The following is a 25,585-nucleotide window of genomic DNA, read 5'->3' on the forward strand; positions in this document are numbered from 1 at the left end:
AAATAGATAGGAATAAATCATGAATGCCATGGAAGAAGTGCTTTCATTTTGGTTTGAGGAATCGACACCAAAACAATGGTTTGAAAAAAGCGCTAAATTTGATTTGACGATAGCACAACGGTTTGCGCATATTTGCGAACGTGCAGCTAAGGGAGAATTAGCTTATTGGCGGGCATCTATTCGTGGGCGCTTAGCAGAAATTATTGTTCTAGACCAGTTTTCACGTAATTTATGGCGTGATACGCCAAGGTCTTTTGCTCAAGACGCAATGGCTTTAGCATTAGCGCAAGAGGCGATTAAGCAACATGATTATAATCTCCTGACACTATCACAGCGCAAGTTTGTTCTAATGCCATTTATGCACTCTGAATCGAGTTTTATTCATTTACAGGCAGTTGAGCTATTTCGCATGCTGGGTGACGACGGCACATTAGATTTTGAAATGCGACATAAAGCGATTATTGATAAATTTGGCCGCTATCCGCACCGTAATGAAATTTTAGGCCGTGCATCAACACAAGAAGAAATTACATTTTTACAAGAGCCAAACTCTTCTTTTTAGGTTGAAACCAAATGAGCCCATGTTTTGTTTAATAAGCTCATTTGGTTTAGTATTTTATTTAGCGGAATAATTCAGTATTGACTGGAGATAACGCTAATTCCAATTGTAGTGATTTAAGATAAATCTCAGTGAATTGTGCAAGGGTAGGGTAAAAAGCAGTCTCTGTTTTGCTTTGCTGCACTAACTCTAAATAGCGATATGCCCAAGGTAATAAATATTGCTCAAATAAAGTAATAATGGCGCTGTCGTCCTGTTGTTCCGCTAAAGCAGAAACGGCCATCATCATTAAGCCAAATTGGTCTTCTGGTTCTCGTAGCCCTGTATCAGTGACTAGACCTTTCGTTTGCAAGAAGTCGCGATAAGCCGTTGTTGACTCTCCCATAACCGTATTATCATGTTCTAAATACACTGAGCCCCAAGGCGGAGCAGGCATACTGCCTTGTCCTTCGAATAAAATTGAATAATCATACGCAATATCATCAGGTTGTATTTGTGACAACAAAGTACAAATAGCCTGAATTTGCTCAGGGTTTTCCCAAGAATGTAATTGTGGTATTTCACCTAAGACAGGGTAGACGTTGCGTAAAGTATCCGATTGCGGAGGGTAGTAGAAAAACGCACCAAGGATGCGGATCATTGTCGTGTCAATCATATTATTTTATCCGTCTTATTTTGTGCTAAGCATGACATCATTATCTAATTTCCTGCAGTTATATTGATGCAGGATGGTGTTGGATTTCTAAACAAAGAACCCCAAAAGGAGTTCTTTGATAGGTCATCTTAACACAGCAACAACAAAGGGTTACATGGTGATTTGCCACAGATTATAGAATGCGATACGGCCAGCAAGTTCAGCTAATAATACTGCAGCAGCACAAGTCGCTAATGTCGCTTTTGGCGCGCGGTGCTTTAACGCCATACCAACGAATGCAGCTAAAGCAATGGCTAAGACAACGACTTGGAAGCCCCAGAAGCCAGTTTGCTCGTTGCTAAGAGCTGGACCAGTTTCGGTTAAAAAAGCTTGGTAACCAGCACGGCTAGCAAAAATAGCGAAAGTACCGATTAAGAACGAAGCAATACCTAAGCCACGAGCACCGATTGCAATGGCGAGAGCGCCACCTCCGACTAACATCGTCATCCACATTTGCAGTGTCGTGTAACCGGTATTCCAGTTAGCAATAGTGGCGATGTTGTATACCTGAGGTATTGACCAAACAAATGCAAGTCCTGACACTACCGCGGCAATATTAGCTAGCTCGCGTAATAACGTATGTTTGAAAAACAAAGTAAAAAATAACGTTGCAGCAGCGCATCCAACAAATACGCCACTTAAGAACGCTTCATTACTCATTGGCGAACGGCCTACACCCAATAGCATATTAAAGAAGCGTAGTGGTTGGCCAACGTGTAACCCACCGACACCTAAACCTATTATCATAATAATAAAGGCCACGATATTGGCAGTTTTTAACTGTTTATCGTCAATAGAACCCATTCTACGGCTGATATAAGCGAGTAAGAAAAGTCCAGCAGCTGACTGTCCTAAGACGGTGAAAAAAACGAGTGGTAATTCATGCATCTTATACCTCCGCAGGGTTCTTTAATTCGCCACTTTTATCGCCAAATGGCTTCGCATCTTTATGTGGTTTGATAACAATATTCGGGTTCGTCAGGCTTGGGTCTGGCATTGGCGCAATACCACACTCCGTGCCGTGTAATTCACGAAGAACATTAATATCATCAAAATCTAAAGCACGCTGCGGGCAAGATTCAACACAAACAGGTTTCATCCCTTTTGCGACACGCTCATAACAGCCGTCGCATTTACTCATCAGTTTTTTCTTCTCATCAAATTGTGGTGCGCCATACGGGCAGCGCAACTCACAATAACGACAACCAACACAAATAGATTGGTCAACCACGACTAAACCATCTTCTTCACGTTTATGCATTGCACCGGTAGGGCAACCCGCGACACAAGTCGGGTTTGAGCAATGGTTACATGAAATAGAAAGATAGTAATTAAAGACGTTTTGTTGCCAGATACCATCTTGCTTTTGCCAACTACCGCCTCCAAATTCGTAGACACGACGGAATTTTGGACCTAAATCTAAATCTTTTTCATCCTTACAACTGACTTGACACGTTTTACAGCCAGTGCATTTTGTGGAGTCAAAGTAAAAGCCATATTGTTTCATCATTCAACTCCTTAAGCGCGTTTAACTTCAACAAGGTTAGTATGTTGTGGGGTACCTTTAGCCAATGGCGAAGGGACATGTGAGGTTAGTGTATTGATACAACCACCGACATCTAGCCCATCATTATTGAGAGTACGCCATGCACCTTGTGGAACGGCGATAACACCGGGTAATACACGCTCTGTTACTTTCACTTTAATTTGAATACGACCACGATCATTAAATATTTCAGCCATATCACCATTGTTCAAGCCGCGTTGTTGAGCATCGATTGGGTTGAGCCAAAACTGATGTGGAATGGCTTCACGGAGCATCGCAACATTATAATATGATGAATGCACATGGCCTTTATCATGAAAGCCCGTCATTAATAGCGGATGCTTTTGCTGGCTTGCTTGGGCTTCAACGCCTTCTTTATTGACGCAATACTCAGGAATTGCAGGAATACGCTGGCCTTCGGGTAACTCCCAATTTTTGACACGCTCAGCCAGTTGTTCTGAATAGATTTCCACTTTACCTGACGGCGTCTTTAATGGGTTATTGATTGGGTCATCACGGAATTTCTTCAATGCAATATTTTCTGAGCTGTTCAGGAACTTACGATCGATAATACCCGCTCCGTCGGTTTCGCTGAACTCAGGTAAATGAGGCATTTTTTCACGTGTTTTGTTATAACAGAACTCAATCCATTCAGCGTAGGTACGGCCTTCGGTAAATTGCTCTTTTACACCCATTTTTTCAGCAATTTCGGCTAAAACATCATAGTTAGGGCGGTTTTCCCACAGTGGCTCAATCGCATTTTGTAGGCGAACTAAATAGTGATACGCACCACTTGCATAGGAGTTATTGATTAAATCGTTGGTTTCAACCGTTGTGACATCCGGTAACAATAAATCTGCATATTTTGCGGATGGGGTATCATGGTTATCCCACACTAAAATAAATTCACATTTTGATTCATCCGCAAGTATTTCATGCGTTTTATTTAAATCGCCATGTTGATTACCAATGACATTACTGGAGTAACACCACATAAACTTGATGTCGTTGTTTAGTTTATCAACACCTTTAATGCCACCATTTTCTGCGGTTAATTCTTTTCCGCGAACAATCGCTTCTGACCACATATAAGTCGGAATTAATGCTTTGACTGGGTTAGGTAAAGCAAAACCTGCAACAGGGTAAGCATAGCTATTCCCCCACAGCCCAGTATTTGTTCCAGCACGACCAATGTTGCCGGACATCAGAGGTAACATCATAATGGAGCGACAGGCTTGCTCGCCATTTTCTGTGCGTTGTAAACCCCAGCCTTGTGAGATCCATGCTCTATTTGCATTGCCGATTTCACGTGCAAGTTGTTTAATACGTGCAACTGAGATACCCGTTAATTTGCTTGCCCACTCCGGTGTTTTAGCGATACCATCAGGGCCATTTCCTAAAATATAATCTTTATATGATGCATTGCGCGGTGCAGAAGCAGGTAAGGTCGATTCATCCCAGCCGACACAATAATTTTTCAGAAATTCTTCATCAGTCAGCTGTTCTTCGATCATGACATAGCCGAGAGCCGCAACTAATGCCGCATCAGTGCCTGGATAAATTGGGATCCATTCTGCACCAAGGGTTGTGACGCTATCGGTGCGGCGCGGGTCAATGATAATAACTTTTGCTTTGCTTTTATCTAACGCATTGAGAGTTTCGTAAAATTGACCGCCACCAGACATACGTGTTTCAGCAAGGTTGTGGCCAAACATGACAACTAAGTCAGAATTTTGGATTTCAGATAAATAGGATTCTTCTACGCTACCATATACGTAAGGCGTGATTTCCATTAATTGAGCATATGAATATGTGCCATAATCACCCAAGAAACCACCGGTTAAGCTTAATAAACGTTTACAAGCGGCACGGCCGTGTAAGTTTGCGCCTGTTGAACCCGAGCCATATTGGTAATAAATGGCATCATTTCCATATTTATCAATAGTATACTTCAGTTTTTCGGCGATAATGGTTGTCGCCTCATCCCATGAAATCTTTTTAAATTTACCTTCACCACGTTTACCAACGCGAACCATTGGGTATTTTAAACGATCTGGGTTGTAGGTTTTCCAACGCACTGAACGACCACGTAAACATGGACGGATTTGGTGTTCACCTAATGTTGAGTCGTCATACATCGTTTCATTGGAAATACGGCTGATAACACCATCTTTCACATGAACTTTTAACGGACAACGGCTACCACAGTTTACTAAGCATGCGCTATAGCTAATTTTTTCACTGACTTCGTCAGGCATGATTGCTGGTGTTTTTGCTTGAACAGCAAAAGGAAGAGTGATTGAGCCAGCAACAGCAGCGACACCCGCAACGGTTGCAGAGGTTTGTATAAACTCCCTCCTGCTCAGTTCTCCAAATTGAGTATTTATTTTATTTTTATGCATTGACATTGCCTATATGTAAATAACAACATTACTTTCTTGTTTTATATGTTAAAAAAAGTTTCTGTTGAGTTACATGACTTACATCAATGTTATCTCTGATAAGGTGAATGTATTTATTTAATTTATAAGGGTTTTTTATTCATCAGAACATAAATTAGTTTTATTTTTATTAACTATCGAAATATTAATTTTTATATAGCGATGGGGCAAGAACTAAGGAAAAAGAGGGATATATCCCTCTTTTAAATACCACTTTAGATGTAGATGAATAAGAAAATTTAACTAATCACTTAGTATTAATTATTTTTCTGGGGAATTGCCTATCATTCTAACATCATTTCCGGTAGGTGATTGATGTACCATCAGATTAAATTGCGGAAGGATGGAAAAGATATGGTCAAAAATGTCTGACTGTATCCTTTCATATTCCACCCATACAGTTGTATTGGTAAATGCATATATTTCGATTGGGATACCATTTGTGTCAGATTCTAGCTGCCTGACCATGATCGTCATATTTTTGTGAATATTAGGGTGTGATTTTAAATAAGCTTCAATATAAGCTCGGAAAGTCCCTATATTCGTCAAACGGCGTTGATTTAAAGGAACCGCTTTATCATCAGGTAGACTAGAATTAAAGACTTGAATCTCCGATATTTTTTGTTCGATATAGGGTTCAAGTAAATTTGCTTTAATGCATTGCTCTATTTCTTCAGGTGTTAAAAAATGTACACTGCTGGCATCTAAGCGGACACTACGCTTAATTCTGCGGCCACCTGATTCAGTCATTCCTTTCCAATTTTTGAAGGAATCAGAAATAAGGGCATAAGTAGGAATGGTTGTAACTGTGTTATCCCAGTTACGCACTTTTACTGTGGTTAAACCAATATCTACAACAGCGCCATCAGCGCCGTATTTAGGCATTTCTAACCAATCACCAATATTAACCATGTTATTGGCTGAAAGTTGAATTCCTGCAACTAAGCCCATAATGGGATCTTTAAACACTAACATCATGACGGCGGTCATTGCGCCAAGACCGCTGAGAATAATCAGTGGGGATTTACCAATTAATAGCGCAATTATCATAATGCCAATTAAAATTGTAGCAATCAGCTTAAGGCTTTGGAATATTCCTCTAAGCGGTAAATGCGCAGTTTTGGCGGCACGCTGGAGCACACCGAGTATAATATCAAGAACAGAATAGAGGGTGAGTAAGCCAAATAATAGGCACCATGCCTGTGAACCGACCTTTAGAACGGCTTGTGCTGTCGAACCTGAATGCAACCATAGCGTTGCTTGGATATTGACAACAACACCTTGAATCACAAAAGCAAAGCGATTAAAAAGATTATGTTGAGTGATTAAATGAATCCAAGTTCCTGCACTTTTTTGCCCGCGCTTTTCGAGTTGCGGAAGTAATATTTTATGTAGAATTAAATGTAATGCGCAGGCGACGATCAGAATTAAACCGAGTACCATCAGTAAAGAGGCTAGGTTAGCATAATCTTGGTTGAACTGACGTACCCAGTCTAGCAGTTGCTGCTGCATGGTTTCTCCTTCTTTAGGGGTTAGGAACGATTACTTATAAAAATATTAGATAGTCAAACGACCTTATCATATTAGTAATGAAAATTCATGGCGAACAATATTAAACTCCGTCCTAATTCTTATTGTTAGTTCTAAGTATTGCTTAGTATATGAAAACAATACTAATGATAATAAAGGTTATTATAAAGGAGGACATTCGTTAATTTGATGGGTTAAATAACATTTACATAACATTACGTGTGATAAGTATTTTCTGATTGTGAGTCTCTATAACTAAGCATAATGTTCTTAAAAATACTCCTAATATTATATTAACTTTGCAGGAATTTATTATGAACATATTTAAAAAACCGATTTGTTCAGTTCTTTTGCAGTATATCTTATTGCCTGTTATTGCTTGTACGCCATTATTTGCAAATTCATCTTCTAATGGCAATCAAGGTCAAGAAAATGGTAAAGGGAATCAAAAAATTCATGGAAATAAAGGAAATCAGAACAAAGATAAACCAAATAAAGAGAATGGCAATCAACAGCTAAAACATGCCAAATCGAACAAGTATTACGATAAACAACGGGGTTCGAATGTGAGTTTTAATGTGAGTTTTGGTCATGTAAGGCCTTTGGCCATTGAATATGGTTTGACGGGATATCGAGGCTTGCCGCCAGGTATTGCAAAGCAAGTGAGTAGGGGAAAACCGCTTCCTCCAGGTATTGCAAAAAAAACGTTACCTTCACCATTTTTGGCACAATTACCTGTTTATGTCGGCTATGAATGGAAAGTAAGTGGTCAGGATCTTATTTTAGTTGCGATAGGGACAGCGATTGTAGCTGAAATTATTGAAAATGTTTTTGAATAAAAAAAACGACCTTGATTGCAAGGTCGTTGTGCAAAATAAATGCAATTAACGCTAATGATTAGGTAACTAAAAGGTTTGATTGACTACAAAATGATTAACTTGCTTACATAAAACGTTTAGAGAGTAATTCAACAACTTCTTGCACACTGCTGATAAATTCTTTGATGCTGTTCATCGGTAACTCCAAATTAAAATGTGATCCAGATCACGTGAGAGCATTTTAGCCATTAGCATGTTAATGTCAAGTTAATATTAAAAATAATTTTAAATATTAAACTATATTTTAATCTCTTTGCTGGAATTCGTTTTGGTTGAAAGATACTCCGATAAGACGGATGAAAATCTATAAATGACTACAAAAATGTGAAGAATTGAAAGGTAATTTTTATAATATGGTGTATGGTTAATTAGAGGTTAGGTAATGATTTGATTGATAAAGGAATACAGCGCATGATTGCTTATGTGAATGGCCAGTTTTTACCTGCAGAAGAAGCGTCAGTATCTGTTTTTGACCGTGGGTTTTTATTTGCTGATGCAGTATATGAAGTGACAGCAATAATTAACGGTAAGCTAGTTGACTTTGAACATCATATGGCCCGTTTGCAGCGTTCTTGTGCTGAATTACAGCTATCATTACCTTACGATTTAGCAGAATTAAAGCAAATTCATCTTCAACTAGTTCTACAAAATAATATAGAGGAAGGGCTTGTATATTTACAATTGACTCGTGGTAATGCAAAACAACGCAATTTTTTATATCCTGATAATAAAACGAAGCCAACATTGGTCTTATTTACACAAAAGACGAAGATTGTTGAAAATGAAAAGTCTAAATATGGAATAAAAGTCATCACTGTCGATGATATTCGTTGGCAACGTTGTGATATTAAAACAGTCGCCTTATTAGCGGCTTCTATGGCGAAAGAATACGCTAAGCAACAAGGTGCAGATGACGCTATTTTTGTTAAAAATGGCTATGTTACGGAAGGAAGTTCCAGTAATTGTTTTATTATTAACCCTCAGAACCAAATACAAACACGAGGGCTAAGTAATAAGATATTGCCAGGTATTACTCGCCAAGCAATTTTACAGCTTGCTCGGGAGCAAGAAATAGACATTGTTGAAAAGTCATTTAGCATTGATGAAATGTTAGAAGCAAAAGAAGTTTTTATTACTTCTGCAACGACATTAGTTTGGTCAGTTATTATGGTGAATAACCAATTAATTGGGGAAGGTAAGCCGGGGAAACTTGCTACCCGGCTACGGGAGATATACTTGCAAAAATTAAAATAATCTCATGAGATACCTAAGTGTTATTTTAATTGCATAAATTCTTTAACGGAAGAAACCGTTACCATTCCATCCAATGCCTGAATACTTTGCTGGTGGAGTTCTGGCGTTGGAGCGGCACATAAATCTTCAAGTACAGTGACATAATACCCTAAGTCATGAGCCTGCCGAGCCGTACTTTCAATGGCTTTTACGGTACTAACTCCGCCAATAAACAATTCTGTAATGCCATTTTCGGTAAGCCATTTATGGAAATGGTTTCCTGCAAATGCAGAAACCCCTTTTTTAATCATAACAGGGTCACGAAATGCCACTTCAAGGTCATGAGCCCAATTACACCCATTACCACTTAATTTTAAGGCACCAAGGCTTTTGGCTTGCTGAAACATTGGGGAGCCAGCAGGAACATCGTGGTAATTGTCTGAAAACCCAACTTTAACCCAAATAACTGGGATATGATGGCTTCTTGCATATTGTGCTGCTTGATTGGCTTTTTCAACGATTTTGCGAGAGCAAGTCTGTTGATAGCTTGAATTAGATAAGCCATTTTTACCAATTATCTCTTCAATGAGATCAATAATAACTAATGCCTTGGACATTATTGCCTCTTTTAAGTGTACGTATATTAACTTATAAAAGGTGTATTCTAGCTAGAAAAAATAGTGAATGCTGTTAACTCAATAACATAATTAGATTTAGGGTAAGTCAATAATAAAACCAATGCCTCGATTGTCTAATCCATCAGTAACTCTAATTACAGCACCGATTTTATGGGCTAAATTTTGGGCGATAGATAAACCTAAACCGCTTCCGGTTTCCATTGTTCCAGGTACTCGATAAAAACGAGAAAATATAAGCTGGCGACTATCTTCTGGAATTCCTCGGCCATTATCTTGAACGGAAATAGTTCCACCAAATGGAGTCAGGTCTTTTAAAATAACTTTTATTTTCCCTTTTTCTGGGCAGTATTTAATCGCGTTTTCAATCAAATTGGTAAAAATATTACTCAGTGCAAGTTTATCAGTGAGGATATAAAAAGATTTTGGGCTTTGTAGTTCGACATCAATGTCTTTGTTAATGGCGTAAGGTATATGTGAGGATATTAAGTGACTGATTAATACAGGAAGGTCAATTTGCTCTTTATTTAATAAAAAATCTTCAGTTTCTAAGCGTGCTAAGTCAATTAATTGATGTGATAGAGAAGCTGCTCGATTTAAAGTCTCTTGCATATCATTAATAATTTCTTCTTTTTCTTTGGGATTATCAATTTGCATTAATAAATGTAATTGAGCTATGACAGCTGCAATCGGTGTTCGTAATTCATGTGCGGCATCTGCCATGAAGCGCTTTTCGCGTTGGTTCGCAGCATCAACACGAGACATAAGGTTATTGATTGCCGCAATGATAGGCCTAATTTCTTTATATTGTTCTTTCGTTTCTATTGGCGTTAAATTACCCGGCTGGCGGCTAGAAATTAGTTTTGCAGATTGCCTTAAAGGCCGTAGGCTAAAGTAAGCAGTAATTAAAATCGCTAACAGCATAATAGCCAAAATAAAAGCGAGGGGGATGGCGGTGCCTTCGGCTGGGCTACCTAATAAAGATTTACGGTCACTATAAGATTCGGCAATCACAACTTCAAAGGTATTTTTGTCATTCCATGCAGACGTAAAGTGCCAGTCTTTATGTAATACAGCGAGCTCAGAGACGGATTTCAGCGATGGAACGTGTAGCTTGTCACTGTTTCGATAATAGACATTTCCTTCTTTATCTCTAACAATCATAAACGGTCGATAACTAATATCGTCGCCACTTTCCATCGCCGTAGAATAAAGTTCTTGTAGGTTATCAGCAATTTTATTGAAATATTCTGGCTTATCAGCAACCACATCAAGTGTTTTAGCAAACCCTTGAGTGATGACGTTCTGTTGTTCATTTAATTCATCATGAATTGAAGGCCAATAAAAAAATTGTAGCCAACCAACTAATAACAGCCAAAGGAAAATAACTGAACTGACTTGTAGCCCGAATGTATAAATAAAAAATGATTTAACTTTCACTTAGCGGTGCTTCTTTTTTTAATAAATAACCAATACCCCGGATAGTAATTATACGCTCTTTACCTATCTTTCGGCGTAAATTATGAATATGAACCTCTAAAGAGTTACTTTCCACATCATCTAATCCGAATAGACGCTGTTCTAAATCTGTTTTTCTGACAACATTATCCGCATTTCTTATTAATTCATAGAGTAATAAATATTCTTTCCCGGAGAGCAATAGCAATTGTTCATTAAGGGTCACTTGGTGATTAAGAGGATTTAATTGCAGGTTACCTAGTTGCCATATTTCAGATGAAAACCCAGCCATACGGCGGCTAACTGCTTTTACTCGAGAAATAAGCTCAGGCATAGCGAATGGCTTTGTTAAAAAGTCATCTGCACCTGAGTCTAAACTAGAGACTAGGTTATCCATTTGGTTTCTTGCTGTAAGAATAATTATTGGGATAGTTTCCCCCATATTACGCCAAGTAATGAGTTCTTCATGGCCATCGCCATCAGGCAAGCCTAAATCTAAGAGCATTAAGTCAAAATTACGGGATGCAAGTTGTAATTTTGCGTCTGCAAGTAGCCTTACCCAACAAGGACTAAAGCCTGCCAATTCCAGCCCTCGACATAGTGCCTTTCCCAACTGAAGATCATCTTCGACTAATAGGATATTCATATTATCACCTCTACGAACAAGTATAAGCAGGCAGTGAGTGTCAGACAATATGCATAGTTCAAGTTTGAATCAGATTTAAGCATATCTTAAGGTTGGTTTAACTCATTTTTAAGGTACAAAGAAATAGATTGTTTATTATCATTTCATCACTCAAACAATAAGAGCATTGATAATGAAACAAGTATTTTATGAGGTGCCATTATTTATAGTAGCAATCGTATTTGCTTTAATCTTTATGGGGAAAGATTTCAATAATTCACCCTCAGTTAGTTTATCAACTCTAACGCTAAATGAAGTTTCTACTTGCGTGAATGTTGATAGCTGTATTTCACAAGTTAGAATAACTCGTGAAGGAAATAAAAAATTAAATCCAGTGAAAGAAATTAAAGCATTTCTTAGGCATAAAATCTATTAATTAACAACGAGTAAAATTTAGATATGAGAAATTATTAAATAAGTAGTTTCTTTAATAATCAACGTATTGTCTTGCTTTTATTCTCCTGCAAGTAGAAGTGTCTTTGTTGATGAGGCTGGGTTTAATTACGACTTTTAGTAAAAGAAAAAGGAATGTTACACAATGGGTAAACATTCCTTTAAGTATTAGGTTAATCCACCGTTGTTTCTTCTGGGATCCAACCATCATCCATCCATATTTCTTCCAGTATCTCTTCAATACGAATTTTATCTTCCGTTATTTTAGTTCCAGAGATGTTAACGCGTTGTTGTGAGCTAAACCCAACCCGCGTTATCATATCTGGATATTGGTTTTGAAGTTTGCGTAAAATCTCAGTTTCAAGTGCTTGCAAAACAATTGAACTCGGTTTTTGTGGAGCGTTCTTATCAAATAATACTTCGATACGTAACATGATAGCCTCTAGTAAAGACTGTATTAATATACAGTATTTTTAGAACTATTAGGTAAAAAAGTCAATATAGTGCTACAAATATTTTTATCAGCGAATGGAGTGAAAAAATAATAGCAAGATAAAACAACAGGTTAATATTATGAGTGCACGATAAATAATTGTCAGAAAATTTAAAATAGGTATGCTAGAAAATATTTTTTATAAGGTGAGTTTTGATTAAATGTTACATGCTTTAAGAGTTTCAAGTGAAGATAGCGAAGCGATAGCAATGATTAACCAGTTGTATGACACAGCTTTTCCATTATATGAACAAAGAAGCTACCAAGGAAGAGAGGCAATATTAAATCATAGCGATTATTATTTGCTCAATTTCAAAGAGAATGACACTTTTATTGGTTTCATTGGTTGTTGGAAAATCGAAGATTATTATTACATTGAGCATCTTGCTATTTCCCCCATATTAAGAGGGCAAGGTTATGGGCAAAAGGTATTAAAACTGTTTTGTCATGATGTTGGTAAAGTGATTCTAGAAATAGACCCCATTATTGATGAAGTTAGCCAAAAACGTTGGTCTTTTTATCAACATTGCGGTTTTCAACAAACTGAATACGCTCACGCACATCCAAGTTATTACCCAGAAAATAAGCCGCATGAGCTTAGGGTATTAAGCTATCCAGAAGTGATAGCTCAAGAGGTGTATCAGCAATTTAATCACACCTTGCAAACGGTTGTGATGAATAAAGCGCTATTATAGTTCACCATGTAGATGGTTTTAATCAGATATATAGCAATAGATAAGTTCGGGATCATTATCATCTAAATTTTCAATGTATCCACTAGGAATAAAGCCAGCTTTTATTAAGAGTTGTTGAGTGGCTGTATTCGATTGGTTTGTAGATGTAAAAATTTTTGGGGTTTTACTCTGCATTTTTAGTTTATTAATTAAGGTGAGTCCAAGGCCTTGCCGACGATGGTTTTTATTTACCATTAATAACTCTATAAAAGCATGGGAATAGAAATAATAATGTAGAACACCATACGCCAATATTTCGTTGTTGGCTTCCAGTACATAACATATTTCTTGTTCGAGCCATTGGGTAATGTCTTCATAGCGTTCTGTCGTCGCAATGGTATCTATGGAAAATATAGCATTTATATCAATTAGTGTTGCGACTCTAAAGTTAGTTTTCATTATCAATCAGTTGCTTATCAATGCTAAATGTCTTAATTTGAAAATATTACAGCATAGGATTGGTTTTGGTTTAGGTAAAAGATTAATATGAATAAGTAGCGCTTAAATAGGCATGTATACCTATCTATCAATTGAATTGAGAGTATTTTGGACTGTATAAGCAGTTGGTTAAAGCTAGTATAACCATGTCGGGGTTTTACACCAGTTTTACCGCCATTTTACCTTTTTAAAATCACACACAAAAAAACCAACCGTAATAGGTTGGTTTTCTTAGGGAATTTTGGTCGGCATGATAGGATTTGAACCTACGACCCCCGACACCCCATGACGGTGCGCTACCAAGCTGCGCTACATGCCGAACTTTGATTAATACTACTCATTTTACTTCTAAAAGCAATAGACTGAAGATGCGACTGGTTGATATTTAAACACTAATTTTCATTAAAGCGTTTTAACTCAGTAAATATCTTCAACAACTCAGCCAAGTCAGGTTTTTCATTTCGTTCTATAGCACCTTGTTTATCATAGATATTAAACTGACCATTTTGATCCATGTAGAGGGTGGCATTATCTGTGGTAATGACAACATCGTCGTTATCACCGGTGATCACCCATGGGTAAGTACGTTTAACACTAAATAAATCCTCACCTTGGCTGTAATCATCGGGTGGATTACTGACATGTAGTAAACGCTGCATCAATGTTGTCATGACATCTTGATGACTAGTTAGCTTATCTATTTGCTGCGCTGGTGTGTTTGGCCAATAAATGAATAGTGGCACTTGCATATTATTACGATTGAAGCGTTTGCCATCTAACCACTCGTTTTCTGCTTTTCCTTGGTTATTGTAATTTGCGGTCACAACAACAATAGTGTTTTGCAAGCGATTATCACGCTGTAATACAGACATCACGCGATTGATTTGTTCATTGGTTTTCGCGCTTCCAGGTGTTCCTTTAATATTGAGGAAAGAGAACCAAGGCGAGTCATTCTTAAGGCTATCTAGCCAGTTACTCCATTGTGTCACTGTTAAGTTGTCATTATCTGCAGTTTTTGCAGGTAATGAGTAATCCGCTAAAATAGCTTGCCTGAATAATGGAGAATTAAAGCCATCTGTTGAGAATAAACCAAACTGATATCCTTGATGCTGTAAGGCTTCGATTAGCGCTGATGGATGGCGACCATTGAGAATATTATCGAAATAAGTTGATGAAATACCATAGAATAAGCCAAATAGCGCGGTATCGTTACGTAGACCGGCAGTGTAGTGATTCGTAAACTGTGTACTGATTTCTTTAAATTCGTTTAACGCACCCATAGAATCTTGTTGAGATTTGTCTCCAAGATCATCAATGACCAACAATAATAAGTTGTAATCGGCGCCTTGGTCATAATAACTTAAAGGTTTCAATGGGTAGTTTAATTTAAGTGCTGTTGGGCTACCTTGCTGGAATACGCGGTTTTGATGTTCAGTTAAGTCTAACAGACCATACCTATCAAGCAGCTTGCGGGCTGTCATGGGTTGTGACAATGGATAATTGTAGCGTTGCATGGTGATAGGGCGATAAAAATTAGCATCGGCCCATGCATACATCAGGTGTGACATAATAAAGGTCACAATAAAAATACCCGCAAGCGGTTTGCCAAATGTTTGGCGATTTAAACTACGTAATTTTTGCCAACTCCAAGTCGCAAATAACATTTCAACAAGAAAGATAATCGGAATGCTGATAAACATCAGTTGCCATTCACGAGCCATCTCACCCTTAGTTGGGTTGATGACCAAGTCCCAAACTTGTGGTGTTAAATGCAAACCAAATTGGCTAAAAACACGGATATCAAAAATTAATAGCGTTGTACCAGCCGTTGCAAGGGCAACACAAAGTACCCTCAGCAGCCGCTGAGACATAACAATAAAGGTCAGTGGAAAAACAATTAGTAAGTAAGTCGCAAAGACCACAAAACTAAAGTGACCAATCCAACTGACGAAAGCATAAATTCGGCCAGTTAGGGTATCTGGCCAATCAAAAATAAACAGATAGCTACTACTTAACACGAGGCTAAGCAGTATATTGAATAGTGCAAACCAGTGCCCCCAACCAATCATGTTAGAGACTTTGTCACGGTAGCGCAGGTGGGTGACCATACTGTTTATTTCATTAATCAATTAGTGTGATTGATCTTCTTTAACAGAAGAAAGTAATGCATTTGCGAATGATTCTGCAATCATTTTACGTTGCGCAGGCGCAACCGACGTATTCAGCAGATTCGTTACCATATTACCTAACACCATGAGGGAAAGGTCAACAGGGGTGTGGTTTTTTTCTAACACGCTCACGAGGTCAGAAAGTAAACCTTCAACTTTTTCATCACTATAGCGAGATGATTGTGGCATAAATTGAGACATCCTAAATTAATGAAAGCTACATATCATAGCGTATCACAGCTGGTTTTTCTTCTTTCTTCGCAACAAATTTTTGTTTAAGTGATAATAATGCTAATTCAGATTCGTAAAGTGCGTATTAGTTCAGCGTAATTAGGCTGAAAATAGAACAAATGATGGTTTCTGTTGCAGAGGAATAATATCAATGTTTGAATACGCGCAACATTATTTTCGCTATAACGAAGGAGCCAACAATGAGTCTGGAAATTAACCAGATAGCTTTACACCAGTTAATTAAAAGAGATGAGCAAACCCTAGAGGTGATGTTGCGGGATTCTTTATTGACAGCAGATGGTGTCGTACAAGACATGATGGCAGAGTTACACCGCGTCTATAGTGCAAAAAGTAAAGCATTTGGCGAATTTAACGAAGAAAGTGAACTTGCCGATGCGTTAAAGTTATTGCGTAAAGGCGAGGAAGAGTTTTTAGGGTTCAGCCGTGCGATGACCGTTCGCTTGAAAGATGAATTAGCCAAATATCCTTTTGCTGAAGGGGGCGTGGTTCTCTTTTGTCAATACCGTTACCTCGCGGTCGAATATTTATTAATTGCGGTGCTCAATAGTTGTGACAGCATGTTTGTCACGGAATCATTGGATTTAGGCACCACACATTATTTAGATATTCCTCATGCAGATATTGTCGCTCGTATTGATTTAACGGAATGGGAGACCAATCCTGAATCAAAACGCTATTTAACTTTCTTAAAAGGTAGAGTAGGGCGAAAAGTATCTGATTTCTTTATGGACTTTTTGGCTGCATCAGAGGGACTAAATGCAAAAGTTCAGAATAAAGGCTTGGTACAGGCACTTGACGATTTTTGTGATAATGCACAAATGGACAAAAACACACGTCAAGCTTATCGCCAGCAAGTGCATAGTTATTGTACAGAACAATTACAGTCTGGAGAGGAAATTGAGTTACAGGCGCTGGCAAAAGAGCTGCCAATGGTTGAAGAACAAAGCTTCGATGATTTCGCTCGCCAAAATGATTATCAACTCGAAGAAAGTTTCCCTGCCGATAGAGGAACGTTGAAGCAATTAACGAAGTTCTCAGGGAGTGGCGGAGGGATCACGATTAGCTTTGATGCGATGCTTATGGGAGAGCGTATCTTTTGGGACCCTGTCACTGATACGTTGACCATTCGCGGTACACCACCTAATTTGCGTGACCAGTTACAACGCCGGGGGGCTAAATAGGCTGTGGCGTTGAATCGGTAGAAATAAATAACGCCGCAATTGCGGCGTTATTTACTCGGCGTCCCGAAAATTCTAAAGCTCGGCTGTGGGCTTTAATTAAGCGCGCAGGAAGTCAATGTGCGTCACTTTTGGCTTAAATGGGTGACGTTGAACAGCCTGAACTTTTACTTTTGTTTCTTTACCATCGATAACCAGGTTCAGAACTTCGTAAAATTCTGCTTTGCTTTCTTGGTTGATGATTTCATCGTGGTTAAGAGTTACAGAGATAGCTTCTTGGTTGCCACCGTAAACGATAGCTGGAAGCTGGTTATCTCTGCGCAGGCGGCGGCTCGCACCCTTACCCTGCTCTTTACGTTCAATTGCATTGATAGTTAACATTACTATTTCTCTATAAAAAGAAAATATAAATTCCTGCTACAGGCGACCCAGCAGCAGGTTCGAGATTTGGCCTATGGATACTTCATTCAGCGAACAAGATATCGGAAGGCGGGCGGCATTTTAACGAAAAATCCGTCATCCAGCAATCATTATGATCGTTTTCGCTTTATGATAGAGAATCTGCAACGCGAAAACGCCCTTGATAATCGAAGATTTTCTCTCTAATTTCCCAAAAACGCTCTTTTTTGCGTGCAACAATAAATTGAGGATAACGTAATAAAGATTGCTGCAATAATATATCATTTGCACTATTCCATTTAAATGGAACACCCGGAGCACGCTGATGCTCTCGTAAAAAACGATATTCGAATACGCGTTTTTGTGCGGGCGTCGCTAAGCGAAAACGTTCAGAAACGCTAGTTCCGTCTTCATCAAAATAATTTATTTTAATCCATTCACCTTTGGAATCACTTCCAGTAATGAATTGCATACCACCGCAACGAATGATTAATGCATCTTTAAGTTTTAATGCGGCTTTTAGCATATCGTCAGGGTCGGTAAGCACTTCTTGGCATTTTTGGCAGCGACGAGCAGCAATATCATTTTCTGCACCGCAATGTGGACATTGCTTGAAGCGAAAACGAAATTCACATTGTTTTTTCTGCCTATTTTCATCCTCTTCCCAGCCTTGGCAGCGCCGGCCGTAATGTTCAATAATTTGCCCATCAGAGGTACATTTACCCCAAAAAATATTCGCAAATTGGCACAATGGACAAAAAACTTGCACGGGAACACTGGTTGAATTGGGTCTACTAGAACCCACTTCAGGCCGAAATAAATCATGTGGATTACCGGCATAATCTAAGATTAAACAGCGGGTTTTTCCTTCGGAGAGGCGTAATCCTCGGCCAACAATTTGTTGGTATAAGCTGACTGACTCTGTGGGTCGTAAAATCGCAATCACATCAACATGGGGCGCATCAAACCCAGTTGTTAATACTGAAACGTTAACGAGATAGTGTAATTCTTTGTTTTTAAATTGGTTAATAATTGCTTGCCTATCAGCAGCAGGGGTTTCAGCTGTCACTAATGCCGCACTATTTTGGGGTAAATAGCCCAAAATTTCTTTTGCATGCTCAACCGTTGCTGCAAAAATCATACAGCCTTGTAATGGTGCTGCATATTCAATAACTTGCTCAATAATTTTAGGGGTAATGCGTTGCTGCTTTTTTAATGACAAATTAAGCTCTTGTTCATTAAAAATACCTGATGATGTCAGTGAAACTTGGCTAAAATCATATTGGAGAACAGGCATATCTAAGCGTTCAGGTGGTACTAAGAATTTGTTTTTAATCATATAGTGTAGAGGTAGTTCATAAATACACTCACGGAAAAAACAATTTTCATCGCCACGTACCATACCATGGTAATGGTATTGGTAAATCCAACCACTGTTGAGACGGTAGGGCGTGGCGGTTAATCCTAAAATACGTAATGAAGGGTTATTGGACTGTAAAGCCTGGATGATTTGTTGGTATTGGCTTTTATCATTCAAACTTATACGGTGACACTCATCAATAATCACTAACGAAAAATGTGCATCAAAGGCTTTAAGGTTTCGAGCAACAGATTGCACGCTACCAAACACGACTTTGCTTTGAGATTCTTTTCGATTTAGACCTGCGGCAAATATATCGGCTTGTAGGCCATATGCGAGGTACTTAGCATGATTCTGCTCAACTAATTCTTTTACATGTGCTAATACCAGCACTCGGCCACGAGCAAGCCGCGCCAATTCAGCGATCACTAAGCTTTTTCCTGCGCCAGTTGGCAAGACAATTACGGCAGGGTGAGCCTGTTTACGGAAATAATCAACCGTCGCATCGACAGCTTCTTGTTGGTATGGGCGTAGAACAAAAGGCATATTATTCAGCATTATGTAATTAAATCAGGTGAATGACGTTAAATTTAATTTAAAACGATGACTCTGTCTAAAGATGTGAGTTGTTTCGGTGAAACTATCACTTCACAAGGGTTATTGTTATAATGAATTATGTGATAACAATCACAACAACCTTTCACTCTATATTCTGACAGTTGAGCGTTATTGTACGCTTCACTGGCATTCCATCAAGTTAAGAGAATCTATGCGACTGGATAAATTTTTGTCCCAGCAATTAGGGATAAGCCGAAGTTTGGTAGCGCGAGAACTGCGCGCAGGGCTTGTAACGGTTGATGATGAAATCGTTAAATCAGGGGCTTTTCAAGTTACGATTGACCATGAAGTCGCTTATGATGGCAATGTCCTCGTACAAGTTACTGGGCCGCGTTATTTTATGTTACATAAACCACAAGGCTATATTTGCTCAACAGATGACCCAACACATCCAACAATTCTTTTTTTTATTGATGAGCCTCTTGCACAAAAACTGCATTCAGCAGGGCGTTTAGATATCGATACAACCGGCCTTGTATTATTGACGGACGATGGCCAATGGTCACATCGCATTACTTCACCCAAGCATCATTGTGAAAAAACGTACCGAGTTCAATTGAGTGATGATATTGCTCAAGATGTTGCTGAGAAGTTTGCTCAGGGCGTTATGCTCAATGGGGAAAAACATCCAACTAAACCAGCGAAACTGGAAATTATTAGCCCTAGAGATGTCAGGCTGACGATTAGCGAAGGGCGTTATCATCAAGTAAAACGTATGTTTGCAGCGGTAGGAAACCACGTTTGTGGGTTACACCGTGAACGTGTTGGTGAAATTTGGCTCGATGATGCTCTTGAGCCAGGAGAATACCGCCCACTGACGGAAGAAGAGATCAACAGCATTAATGTACCACGTAAAAAAACAGCAGGAGTTTAAAGAGTGCAACAGCAGCGTTCATCCTATTTGGGGCTGATATTAATTCTAGGTTTATTATCGATGCTAATGCCATTGGCTATCGACATGTACCTACCAAGCTTTCCGACGATGATGCATTATTTTAATGTAGATGAAGGGCGCATTCAAATGACGCTCAATAGCTACATTTTTGGTTTTGCTATAGGGCAATTATTTTATGGTCCTATGGCTGATAGCATTGGGCGTAAACCTGTTATTTTGGGTGGAGTCGTCGTTTTTGCCATCGCTTCAGCGGCTTGCGCTATCACTGAATCGATTGATTCACTGATTTGGTTACGTTTTTTACATGGTTTTGCCGCTGCAGCTGCAAGTGTTGTGATTAACGCACTTATGCGAGATATGTTTACTCGTGATGAATTCTCAAGAAGTATGTCTTTTGTTGTATTAGTGATGACGGTGGCACCGTTATTAGCCCCTATTTTAGGGGGAGAACTAATGCATTGGTTTTCATGGCATGCCATTTTCTGGAGTATCGCCATTGCTGCGGTTGTTGCCGTTATTTTAGTGAGCTGTTTTGTGCGGGAAACATTGCCCGTTGCTAAAAGGCAAAAGTTTCATATTGGTACAACATTAAGGCAATTTGCGACTTTATTTAGAGCAAGACAGGTTCTGTTCTACATATTAGCGAGTTCATTCTCTTTTGCCGGGATGTTTTCGTTCTTAAATGCAGGTGCTTTTGTCTATATCGATTTGAATGGGGTGTCTCCACAGAATTTTGGCTACTATTTTGGTATCAACATTATCTTCCTGTTTATTATGACGACAATAAATAGCCGCTATGTAAGGCATTTTGGCGCAGAAAAAATGCTTTACTTTGGCATCATTATCCAATTTGTGATGGGCGTGTGGTTGCTTGTTACAACGGCATTTGCATTAGATTTTTGGACATTGGTTATCGGTGTTGCAATCTATGTTAGTGGCATAGCGATGATTACTTCTAATGCAATGGCAGTGATCTTGGATAATTATCCACATATTGCCGGAACCGTCTCTTCATTGGCAGGAACAATAAGGTTTTCAATTGGCGCACTCGTTGGGACTTTATTATCACTCATACCCGCTCAGAGCGCATGGCCAATGGTTGGTTCTATGGTTGCTTGTGTAGCATTATCAATGTTATTTGTTCTATTAGCGAAAAAAGCAAAGTAAACCATATGTTTTCAAGTTTCATGGATGAAACTGAGAACACACAATTCCCCTTTCTTTAAATAGAATATTTTCTAGTTACTTCCCTAGATCATTCATTTTATCTATTAGAGATAAAGTAACATTGCTCGATAAAAGCGAGTAGTAATGTAGAGGTATTAAAATCCTTAATGAAAAATGATCTAAATCAATTATCATTCGAGCTAAATTTGTTAAATTTATGTTTTATGAATTAATGCTTATTGCAACATTATTCATTAATAAAAATTTGGTTTAACTTCAAAAACAAACTGTTTTTTACTATTTTCATTTCATAAATGTAAAAAAAAGTTAAGTGTTTTGAGTGAGATGTTGAGCTTAGAGATCAAAATTAGTTTAAATTTTAATATATTTACTACTAAAATGAATGTGCAATGATTTGTGTCACAAAAATTTAACGACATTTTGTTTTTTTAATGTTATATTTAAAGTTCGACATTTAACATTCATGTTACTTTTTTGGATGACTAAAAGTTCGGTTTGAACGATGAATGATTGGCTTAAGCCCGTGTTAGGTCAAGTAAGAATGTAAGTATCAGTACTTGGCAAAATACTAAAATGTTTCAATAGGATATCTTTGTGGAAAAATTAGGTCTTTCGGTGGTGCACAGGCTACCGCAAAGCTACCGCTGGTTATCAGGCAAAATAGGTACGGATGTTGAAGTCGTGCCTATGAATGATGCCGATAGCGATAAGCTTGTGGGGCTGAAGCTACTTAGCCATGACTGTGCGACAGATTGTATTGCAATGCAGCAATTGTCTGAATCATTGTCAGATATGCAGATCGCTAACGCAATCTTAGAGTGGCAAAAAGAAATTTGCCTATTCATTCATGCTAATGATGAGCTAGCTGCTATGTGTCGCTTAAAAGCTTCTGGCGTCGCGATTGCAGAACTGTCTTCTGGCTTTTATAGTGCTTAGTTTTGAGTATATTTGCTTGGTTATATTGGCTCGATGATTCATTATTATTTTAGTTACAAGTTTAGTTCAGCTATGTTTTATAACTTGTTTTTGAATGAGCGTTATCGTGAGGTGGGTTTGGTATTTAAGCTATTTTTATCAAAAATAATCAAATAACTATACTAAATTTAGTTAATAAAGATTTCCAATAAAAAAGCTTCCATTGTATGGAAGCTTTTTTATTGGAAGGGGGATATAGAATGTTAAAAAAACTTATGAGCCATTAATAATACGTCTACCGGCATAATATCTTTTGCTCCAGTAGGAGTTAGTCATTTCAGAAACGATAACACCACTACTGGTTGACGCATGAACAAATTTTTGGTCGCCAATATAGATACCAACATGCTTCATAGTTCGGCCTGTTTTAAATAAAACAATATCACCGACTTTTAGGTTATTACGTTTTACGCTTTTGCCTGAGGATTCTTGTTCAGAAGTGGTACGAGGGAGTTCAACACCAAATTGTTCAAAGAATGTGCGCTGTACGAAACTTGAACAATCAACACCTTTCTTTGTTGTACCGCCAAGACGATAAGCCACGCCTTTCCAGCTTGCGTATTGATCCATTATTTTAGATTTAGTATCAACACTTTGTACTAATTCTTCGAATTCATCTTGAGATGCCATCGTCAGCGAGTCACCAGCAGAACCATTTAGCATACGTGCATCTGATTTGGCAGTATATTGCGTATTTTTAGCTGACTTTGGGTTGGTACATGCTGTGAGAGTTACGGCGATTGCAATTGCCGGAACAATGCGCCAAGCATAGCGCTTAAGTTTTTCAGGAGTTAGCATTCTTATATATATCCCTTACCATTTTTTAGTACTTTATTGTGTAAAAAGACACAAAAAACTAAACTTATCCCTGTGAAAAACGCATTATAGATGCCAAAACTGTGTTTTTCGCAGAAAGTGTTTATCGCAGCACTACTAAATTTCGAATGTACTAGTCATATTTAATGACTTATTGAGTATAGGATATATATCAATATCGACTAAATTTACTAAGACATTCTTTACATTTTTTACATAAAAGATTTGGTATCGCAATAATCCCAAATCAAACCTTTAAGAGCATACATAAACAAAAGCAAAATGGCGAGTTAATAGAGGTGAAATTTACAAAACATTAGATAAAAGTGCCTATTTGCCATTGGTTTATGTGATAACTGTCTACAATGAAGGATCTTTACTTATAACACAGGTAATTGCAGTCAATGAAATATGATATAAATCACATTTTATTGGTTGTTATTTCAGTATATTTACATAAATATGTGCTTTTTAAGTTTGAAATGTAAAGAAGCTTAAGTTTATATCTAATGACGGCTTATTTGTGAGCAAAACGAATAGTTTAGTAGACTTCAAAAAAGATGATTAGAATAAAAAACACACAGAGAATAGTGAAGAAAGTAAATTTACTGTATGTTTATCAGGGGGGTGTTGTTCGGATTTTCTACATGAAATAGATACTGGCGAGTGAGAGGTAATTTATGTCGACCACCAAACGGTAATAATGTAGGTGAACCATCAGTGTATGTGCTATATCTTGATATTGTAGTCACGATAAAGCCGTTGCTCGAAATCACTAAACCGGCGATTGAGGGTAGCACGAGCAATTCTAGTTGAAAAATAATCCATGGGAATGAAGTTAGATGACCCAAGGTTATCAATAATCAGAAATTTACCGTGAGGTTTATAACCTAATTGGTAAACAATGTTATAAGTCTTAAGTGCCATCGTGACGATAGCCTCTTTATAAATGTCCTTTTTAAATTGCTCATAGGCAATTTTCATATTTTTTTTATGCTTTAAAAAAAGTTGTTTGTTTTTTAAGTAATAATCTAAAGTATGTGAAACATTTCCAGTTTTATCTTTGATTAATTGGAATACATATCCTAATCCGCGATCAGTTTGTTGGAAACCATAGTAATGAGAAATGGTTTTTGTGGTGAATTTTTTTTTGTATAAGCGCTTATAATAACGAACCTCCCTTAATGTTTCTTTATCATCTCTTCCACTTAAATGAATTTTTACGCATAGGTCATCATATTCAGGATGCTGATAACAAGCACGCTGTCGGCCTGATGCGATCAAATTGATAGAGGGTAATGCGATTTTTTTATTTAAATTCTTATGCATGATGATTAACACTATTTTTAACGATTCTAAAGTTTTTGATGTATAGATGAGCCTTAAGTGGCGTTGCGACGATTTTCATAAATTATAGGGCTAATACTATTAGATATTATTTATAAAGTGTTGCATTTTGTGTGGTTAATTAAGTGTGATGTAAGTCATTTATTTTGTTTTGATAAATAATTAAAACAAAAAATAAAAAACTACGACCATAAATGAAATTATTAATATCCCTTTGGAATTAGTATGTCGTCCTCAGGCAATTCAGCCAAATTAAATACTTTAACTGTAAATAAATTACAGAAAGTGACGATAACATAATTTTAAAAGGGGATTTCATTATGAATAGCTCAGTAAAAAAAATGGTCATGACTTTTCTGGCAGTAACAGCATTAAGCACAAGTTTTTCAATCGTTGCGTCAGAAAATAGTGAGACGAAACGCAGTAGTACAGGCGTTATTCGATTTACTGGTGCCATAGTTGCATCACCTTGTGTTGTCGAAGCGAATGCTAATAAAGTTGAAACTAAATGCTGGAATGATAATGGTAAATTGGAAACTGCATCTGCAGATATTCGTAAATTAAAAAATAAAGAAATGTTGCTTCCGAATCAAAAAGGTACTCAACAATTTAATTGGATTAATAAAGATAAAACCTTAGGTATTTATACAATAAAATACGATTAATCTTGAG

At 37.8% G+C, this 25,585-nt stretch carries 26 protein-coding genes and 1 tRNA gene; 10 read left to right on the forward strand and 17 right to left on the reverse strand.

Annotated features, from left to right (window positions below):
- The first annotated feature begins 19 nt into the window (after nucleotides 1-19).
- Nucleotides 20-562 carry a DUF924 family protein gene (locus tag PSE72_RS14025; RefSeq protein ID WP_198641570.1) on the forward strand — a complete coding sequence of 181 codons (543 nt, stop codon included), beginning with the start codon at nucleotides 20-22 and terminating at the stop codon, nucleotides 560-562.
- 58 nt (nucleotides 563-620) lie between these two features.
- Here PSE72_RS14025 and PSE72_RS14030 read toward each other — a convergent pair whose 3' ends face one another.
- The 5 genes from PSE72_RS14030 to PSE72_RS14050 form a co-directional block, all read right to left on the reverse strand.
- Nucleotides 621-1,214, reverse strand: a complete 594-nt coding sequence (locus tag PSE72_RS14030) for a TorD/DmsD family molecular chaperone (protein WP_115167043.1) — start codon at nucleotides 1,212-1,214, stop codon at nucleotides 621-623.
- A gap of 150 nt (nucleotides 1,215-1,364) precedes the next feature.
- On the reverse strand, nucleotides 1,365-2,141 hold the full coding sequence (locus tag PSE72_RS14035) for a dimethyl sulfoxide reductase anchor subunit family protein (RefSeq protein WP_115167044.1): 777 nt from the start codon (nucleotides 2,139-2,141) through the stop codon (nucleotides 1,365-1,367).
- Between the two features lies 1 nt (nucleotide 2,142).
- Nucleotides 2,143-2,760: a DMSO/selenate family reductase complex B subunit gene (locus PSE72_RS14040; RefSeq protein WP_110731999.1), complete on the reverse strand. Its 618-nt coding sequence runs from the start codon at nucleotides 2,758-2,760 to the stop codon at nucleotides 2,143-2,145.
- Between the two features lie 11 nt (nucleotides 2,761-2,771).
- Complete coding sequence (locus PSE72_RS14045; protein ID WP_198641571.1) at nucleotides 2,772-5,201, reverse strand: DMSO/selenate family reductase complex A subunit; 2,430 nt, start codon at nucleotides 5,199-5,201, stop codon at nucleotides 2,772-2,774.
- Between the two features lie 300 nt (nucleotides 5,202-5,501).
- Nucleotides 5,502-6,752, reverse strand: coding sequence for a mechanosensitive ion channel family protein (locus tag PSE72_RS14050; RefSeq protein ID WP_115167045.1), 1,251 nt, complete (start codon nucleotides 6,750-6,752; stop codon nucleotides 5,502-5,504).
- Between the two features lie 332 nt (nucleotides 6,753-7,084).
- Between PSE72_RS14050 and PSE72_RS14055 the strand changes: the two genes are divergently transcribed.
- Together PSE72_RS14055 and PSE72_RS14060 are read left to right on the forward strand one after the other, a co-directional pair.
- Nucleotides 7,085-7,609: an anti-virulence regulator CigR family protein gene (locus PSE72_RS14055; RefSeq protein ID WP_115167046.1), complete on the forward strand. Its 525-nt coding sequence runs from the start codon at nucleotides 7,085-7,087 to the stop codon at nucleotides 7,607-7,609.
- 450 nt (nucleotides 7,610-8,059) lie between these two features.
- A complete protein-coding gene (locus tag PSE72_RS14060) occupies nucleotides 8,060-8,902 on the forward strand; it encodes a D-amino-acid transaminase (protein ID WP_115167047.1) in 843 nt (280 codons plus the stop codon).
- Nucleotides 8,903-8,922: 20 nt separating this feature from the next.
- Here the strand turns inward: PSE72_RS14060 and PSE72_RS14065 are convergent, their stop codons facing one another.
- The 3 genes from PSE72_RS14065 to PSE72_RS14075 form a co-directional block, all read right to left on the reverse strand.
- Nucleotides 8,923-9,498, reverse strand: a complete 576-nt coding sequence (locus PSE72_RS14065; RefSeq protein ID WP_004912122.1) for a cysteine hydrolase family protein — start codon at nucleotides 9,496-9,498, stop codon at nucleotides 8,923-8,925.
- Between the two features lie 96 nt (nucleotides 9,499-9,594).
- Complete coding sequence (locus PSE72_RS14070; RefSeq protein ID WP_115167048.1) at nucleotides 9,595-10,956, reverse strand: sensor histidine kinase; 1,362 nt, start codon at nucleotides 10,954-10,956, stop codon at nucleotides 9,595-9,597.
- On the reverse strand, nucleotides 10,946-11,620 hold the full coding sequence (locus PSE72_RS14075; protein WP_004912118.1) for a response regulator: 675 nt from the start codon (nucleotides 11,618-11,620) through the stop codon (nucleotides 10,946-10,948). The genes PSE72_RS14070 and PSE72_RS14075 overlap by 11 nt, the downstream gene beginning before the upstream one ends.
- 172 nt (nucleotides 11,621-11,792) lie before the next feature.
- Here PSE72_RS14075 and PSE72_RS14080 point away from each other — a divergent pair, with 172 nt between their 5' ends.
- Nucleotides 11,793-12,035: a hypothetical protein gene (locus PSE72_RS14080; protein WP_004912116.1), complete on the forward strand. Its 243-nt coding sequence runs from the start codon at nucleotides 11,793-11,795 to the stop codon at nucleotides 12,033-12,035.
- A gap of 190 nt (nucleotides 12,036-12,225) precedes the next feature.
- Here PSE72_RS14080 and PSE72_RS14085 read toward each other — a convergent pair whose 3' ends face one another.
- The gene (locus tag PSE72_RS14085) at nucleotides 12,226-12,486 is read right to left on the reverse strand and encodes a DinI-like family protein (protein ID WP_004912115.1); all 261 of its coding nucleotides are present in this window, start codon (nucleotides 12,484-12,486) and stop codon (nucleotides 12,226-12,228) included.
- Between the two features lie 220 nt (nucleotides 12,487-12,706).
- Here PSE72_RS14085 and PSE72_RS14090 point away from each other — a divergent pair, with 220 nt between their 5' ends.
- The gene (locus tag PSE72_RS14090) at nucleotides 12,707-13,240 is read left to right on the forward strand and encodes a GNAT family N-acetyltransferase (RefSeq protein ID WP_109911576.1); all 534 of its coding nucleotides are present in this window, start codon (nucleotides 12,707-12,709) and stop codon (nucleotides 13,238-13,240) included.
- A gap of 18 nt (nucleotides 13,241-13,258) precedes the next feature.
- Here PSE72_RS14090 and PSE72_RS14095 read toward each other — a convergent pair whose 3' ends face one another.
- The 4 genes from PSE72_RS14095 to PSE72_RS14110 form a co-directional block, all read right to left on the reverse strand.
- Nucleotides 13,259-13,678: a GNAT family N-acetyltransferase gene (locus tag PSE72_RS14095; RefSeq protein ID WP_004912109.1), complete on the reverse strand. Its 420-nt coding sequence runs from the start codon at nucleotides 13,676-13,678 to the stop codon at nucleotides 13,259-13,261.
- A gap of 281 nt (nucleotides 13,679-13,959) precedes the next feature.
- Nucleotides 13,960-14,036 (reverse strand) — tRNA-Pro (locus PSE72_RS14100).
- Between the two features lie 73 nt (nucleotides 14,037-14,109).
- Complete coding sequence (gene yejM, locus PSE72_RS14105; protein WP_109911578.1) at nucleotides 14,110-15,825, reverse strand: LPS biosynthesis-modulating metalloenzyme YejM; 1,716 nt, start codon at nucleotides 15,823-15,825, stop codon at nucleotides 14,110-14,112.
- A gap of 21 nt (nucleotides 15,826-15,846) precedes the next feature.
- The gene (locus PSE72_RS14110; RefSeq protein ID WP_004911940.1) at nucleotides 15,847-16,074 is read right to left on the reverse strand and encodes a YejL family protein; all 228 of its coding nucleotides are present in this window, start codon (nucleotides 16,072-16,074) and stop codon (nucleotides 15,847-15,849) included.
- A gap of 242 nt (nucleotides 16,075-16,316) precedes the next feature.
- Here PSE72_RS14110 and yejK point away from each other — a divergent pair, with 242 nt between their 5' ends.
- On the forward strand, nucleotides 16,317-17,318 hold the full coding sequence (yejK, locus tag PSE72_RS14115; protein WP_004911936.1) for a nucleoid-associated protein YejK: 1,002 nt from the start codon (nucleotides 16,317-16,319) through the stop codon (nucleotides 17,316-17,318).
- 96 nt (nucleotides 17,319-17,414) lie between these two features.
- Here the strand turns inward: yejK and rplY are convergent, their stop codons facing one another.
- Entirely contained in the window at nucleotides 17,415-17,696 is a 282-nt protein-coding gene (rplY, locus tag PSE72_RS14120) for a 50S ribosomal protein L25 (RefSeq protein WP_004260060.1), read from the reverse strand.
- Nucleotides 17,697-17,862: 166 nt separating this feature from the next.
- Complete coding sequence (locus PSE72_RS14125) at nucleotides 17,863-19,620, reverse strand: DEAD/DEAH box helicase (protein ID WP_115167050.1); 1,758 nt, start codon at nucleotides 19,618-19,620, stop codon at nucleotides 17,863-17,865.
- A gap of 223 nt (nucleotides 19,621-19,843) precedes the next feature.
- Here PSE72_RS14125 and rsuA point away from each other — a divergent pair, with 223 nt between their 5' ends.
- The 3 genes from rsuA to PSE72_RS14140 all read left to right on the forward strand — a co-directional run bounded on the left by rsuA (nucleotide 19,844) and on the right by PSE72_RS14140 (nucleotide 22,711).
- Nucleotides 19,844-20,566 (forward strand): 16S rRNA pseudouridine(516) synthase RsuA, encoded by a 723-nt coding sequence (rsuA, locus tag PSE72_RS14130; RefSeq protein WP_109911580.1) that lies wholly within the window; start codon nucleotides 19,844-19,846, stop codon nucleotides 20,564-20,566.
- Nucleotides 20,567-20,569: 3 nt separating this feature from the next.
- The gene (locus tag PSE72_RS14135) at nucleotides 20,570-21,754 is read left to right on the forward strand and encodes a Bcr/CflA family multidrug efflux MFS transporter (RefSeq protein ID WP_115167051.1); all 1,185 of its coding nucleotides are present in this window, start codon (nucleotides 20,570-20,572) and stop codon (nucleotides 21,752-21,754) included.
- Nucleotides 21,755-22,369: 615 nt separating this feature from the next.
- Complete coding sequence (locus PSE72_RS14140; protein ID WP_004260080.1) at nucleotides 22,370-22,711, forward strand: hypothetical protein; 342 nt, start codon at nucleotides 22,370-22,372, stop codon at nucleotides 22,709-22,711.
- Between the two features lie 252 nt (nucleotides 22,712-22,963).
- Here the strand turns inward: PSE72_RS14140 and mepS are convergent, their stop codons facing one another.
- Both mepS and PSE72_RS14150 read right to left on the reverse strand, forming a co-directional pair.
- The gene (mepS, locus tag PSE72_RS14145) at nucleotides 22,964-23,548 is read right to left on the reverse strand and encodes a bifunctional murein DD-endopeptidase/murein LD-carboxypeptidase (protein WP_004911920.1); all 585 of its coding nucleotides are present in this window, start codon (nucleotides 23,546-23,548) and stop codon (nucleotides 22,964-22,966) included.
- A gap of 747 nt (nucleotides 23,549-24,295) precedes the next feature.
- Nucleotides 24,296-24,895 (reverse strand): YrbL family protein, encoded by a 600-nt coding sequence (locus PSE72_RS14150; RefSeq protein WP_115167052.1) that lies wholly within the window; start codon nucleotides 24,893-24,895, stop codon nucleotides 24,296-24,298.
- Between the two features lie 338 nt (nucleotides 24,896-25,233).
- Here PSE72_RS14150 and PSE72_RS14155 point away from each other — a divergent pair, with 338 nt between their 5' ends.
- Complete coding sequence (locus PSE72_RS14155) at nucleotides 25,234-25,578, forward strand: hypothetical protein (protein ID WP_004911913.1); 345 nt, start codon at nucleotides 25,234-25,236, stop codon at nucleotides 25,576-25,578.
- Nucleotides 25,579-25,585 lie beyond the last annotated feature (7 nt).

This window comes from Providencia sp. PROV116 (assembly GCF_028482485.1).
Taxonomy (GTDB): domain Bacteria; phylum Pseudomonadota; class Gammaproteobacteria; order Enterobacterales; family Enterobacteriaceae; genus Providencia; species Providencia rettgeri.

Excerpts from the sequence above, each read along its gene's own strand:
- PSE72_RS14025 (WP_198641570.1), top strand. The coding sequence starts at position 20 with ATGAATGCCATGGAAGAAGTGCTTTCATTTTGGTTTGAGGAATCGACA.
- PSE72_RS14030 (WP_115167043.1), bottom strand. The coding sequence starts at position 1,214 with ATGATTGACACGACAATGATCCGCATCCTTGGTGCGTTTTTCTACTAC.
- PSE72_RS14035 (WP_115167044.1), bottom strand. The coding sequence starts at position 2,141 with ATGCATGAATTACCACTCGTTTTTTTCACCGTCTTAGGACAGTCAGCT.
- PSE72_RS14040 (WP_110731999.1), bottom strand. The coding sequence starts at position 2,760 with ATGAAACAATATGGCTTTTACTTTGACTCCACAAAATGCACTGGCTGT.
- PSE72_RS14045 (WP_198641571.1), bottom strand. The coding sequence starts at position 5,201 with ATGCATAAAAATAAAATAAATACTCAATTTGGAGAACTGAGCAGGAGG.
- PSE72_RS14050 (WP_115167045.1), bottom strand. The coding sequence starts at position 6,752 with ATGCAGCAGCAACTGCTAGACTGGGTACGTCAGTTCAACCAAGATTAT.
- PSE72_RS14055 (WP_115167046.1), top strand. The coding sequence starts at position 7,085 with ATGAACATATTTAAAAAACCGATTTGTTCAGTTCTTTTGCAGTATATC.
- PSE72_RS14060 (WP_115167047.1), top strand. The coding sequence starts at position 8,060 with ATGATTGCTTATGTGAATGGCCAGTTTTTACCTGCAGAAGAAGCGTCA.
- PSE72_RS14065 (WP_004912122.1), bottom strand. The coding sequence starts at position 9,498 with ATGTCCAAGGCATTAGTTATTATTGATCTCATTGAAGAGATAATTGGT.
- PSE72_RS14075 (WP_004912118.1), bottom strand. The coding sequence starts at position 11,620 with ATGAATATCCTATTAGTCGAAGATGATCTTCAGTTGGGAAAGGCACTA.
- PSE72_RS14080 (WP_004912116.1), top strand. The coding sequence starts at position 11,793 with ATGAAACAAGTATTTTATGAGGTGCCATTATTTATAGTAGCAATCGTA.
- PSE72_RS14085 (WP_004912115.1), bottom strand. The coding sequence starts at position 12,486 with ATGTTACGTATCGAAGTATTATTTGATAAGAACGCTCCACAAAAACCG.
- PSE72_RS14090 (WP_109911576.1), top strand. The coding sequence starts at position 12,707 with ATGTTACATGCTTTAAGAGTTTCAAGTGAAGATAGCGAAGCGATAGCA.
- PSE72_RS14095 (WP_004912109.1), bottom strand. The coding sequence starts at position 13,678 with ATGAAAACTAACTTTAGAGTCGCAACACTAATTGATATAAATGCTATA.
- yejM (WP_109911578.1), bottom strand. The coding sequence starts at position 15,825 with ATGGTCACCCACCTGCGCTACCGTGACAAAGTCTCTAACATGATTGGT.
- PSE72_RS14110 (WP_004911940.1), bottom strand. The coding sequence starts at position 16,074 with ATGCCACAATCATCTCGCTATAGTGATGAAAAAGTTGAAGGTTTACTT.
- yejK (WP_004911936.1), top strand. The coding sequence starts at position 16,317 with ATGAGTCTGGAAATTAACCAGATAGCTTTACACCAGTTAATTAAAAGA.
- rplY (WP_004260060.1), bottom strand. The coding sequence starts at position 17,696 with ATGTTAACTATCAATGCAATTGAACGTAAAGAGCAGGGTAAGGGTGCG.
- PSE72_RS14125 (WP_115167050.1), bottom strand. The coding sequence starts at position 19,620 with ATGCCTTTTGTTCTACGCCCATACCAACAAGAAGCTGTCGATGCGACG.
- rsuA (WP_109911580.1), top strand. The coding sequence starts at position 19,844 with ATGCGACTGGATAAATTTTTGTCCCAGCAATTAGGGATAAGCCGAAGT.
- mepS (WP_004911920.1), bottom strand. The coding sequence starts at position 23,548 with ATGCTAACTCCTGAAAAACTTAAGCGCTATGCTTGGCGCATTGTTCCG.
- PSE72_RS14150 (WP_115167052.1), bottom strand. The coding sequence starts at position 24,895 with ATGCATAAGAATTTAAATAAAAAAATCGCATTACCCTCTATCAATTTG.
- PSE72_RS14155 (WP_004911913.1), top strand. The coding sequence starts at position 25,234 with ATGAATAGCTCAGTAAAAAAAATGGTCATGACTTTTCTGGCAGTAACA.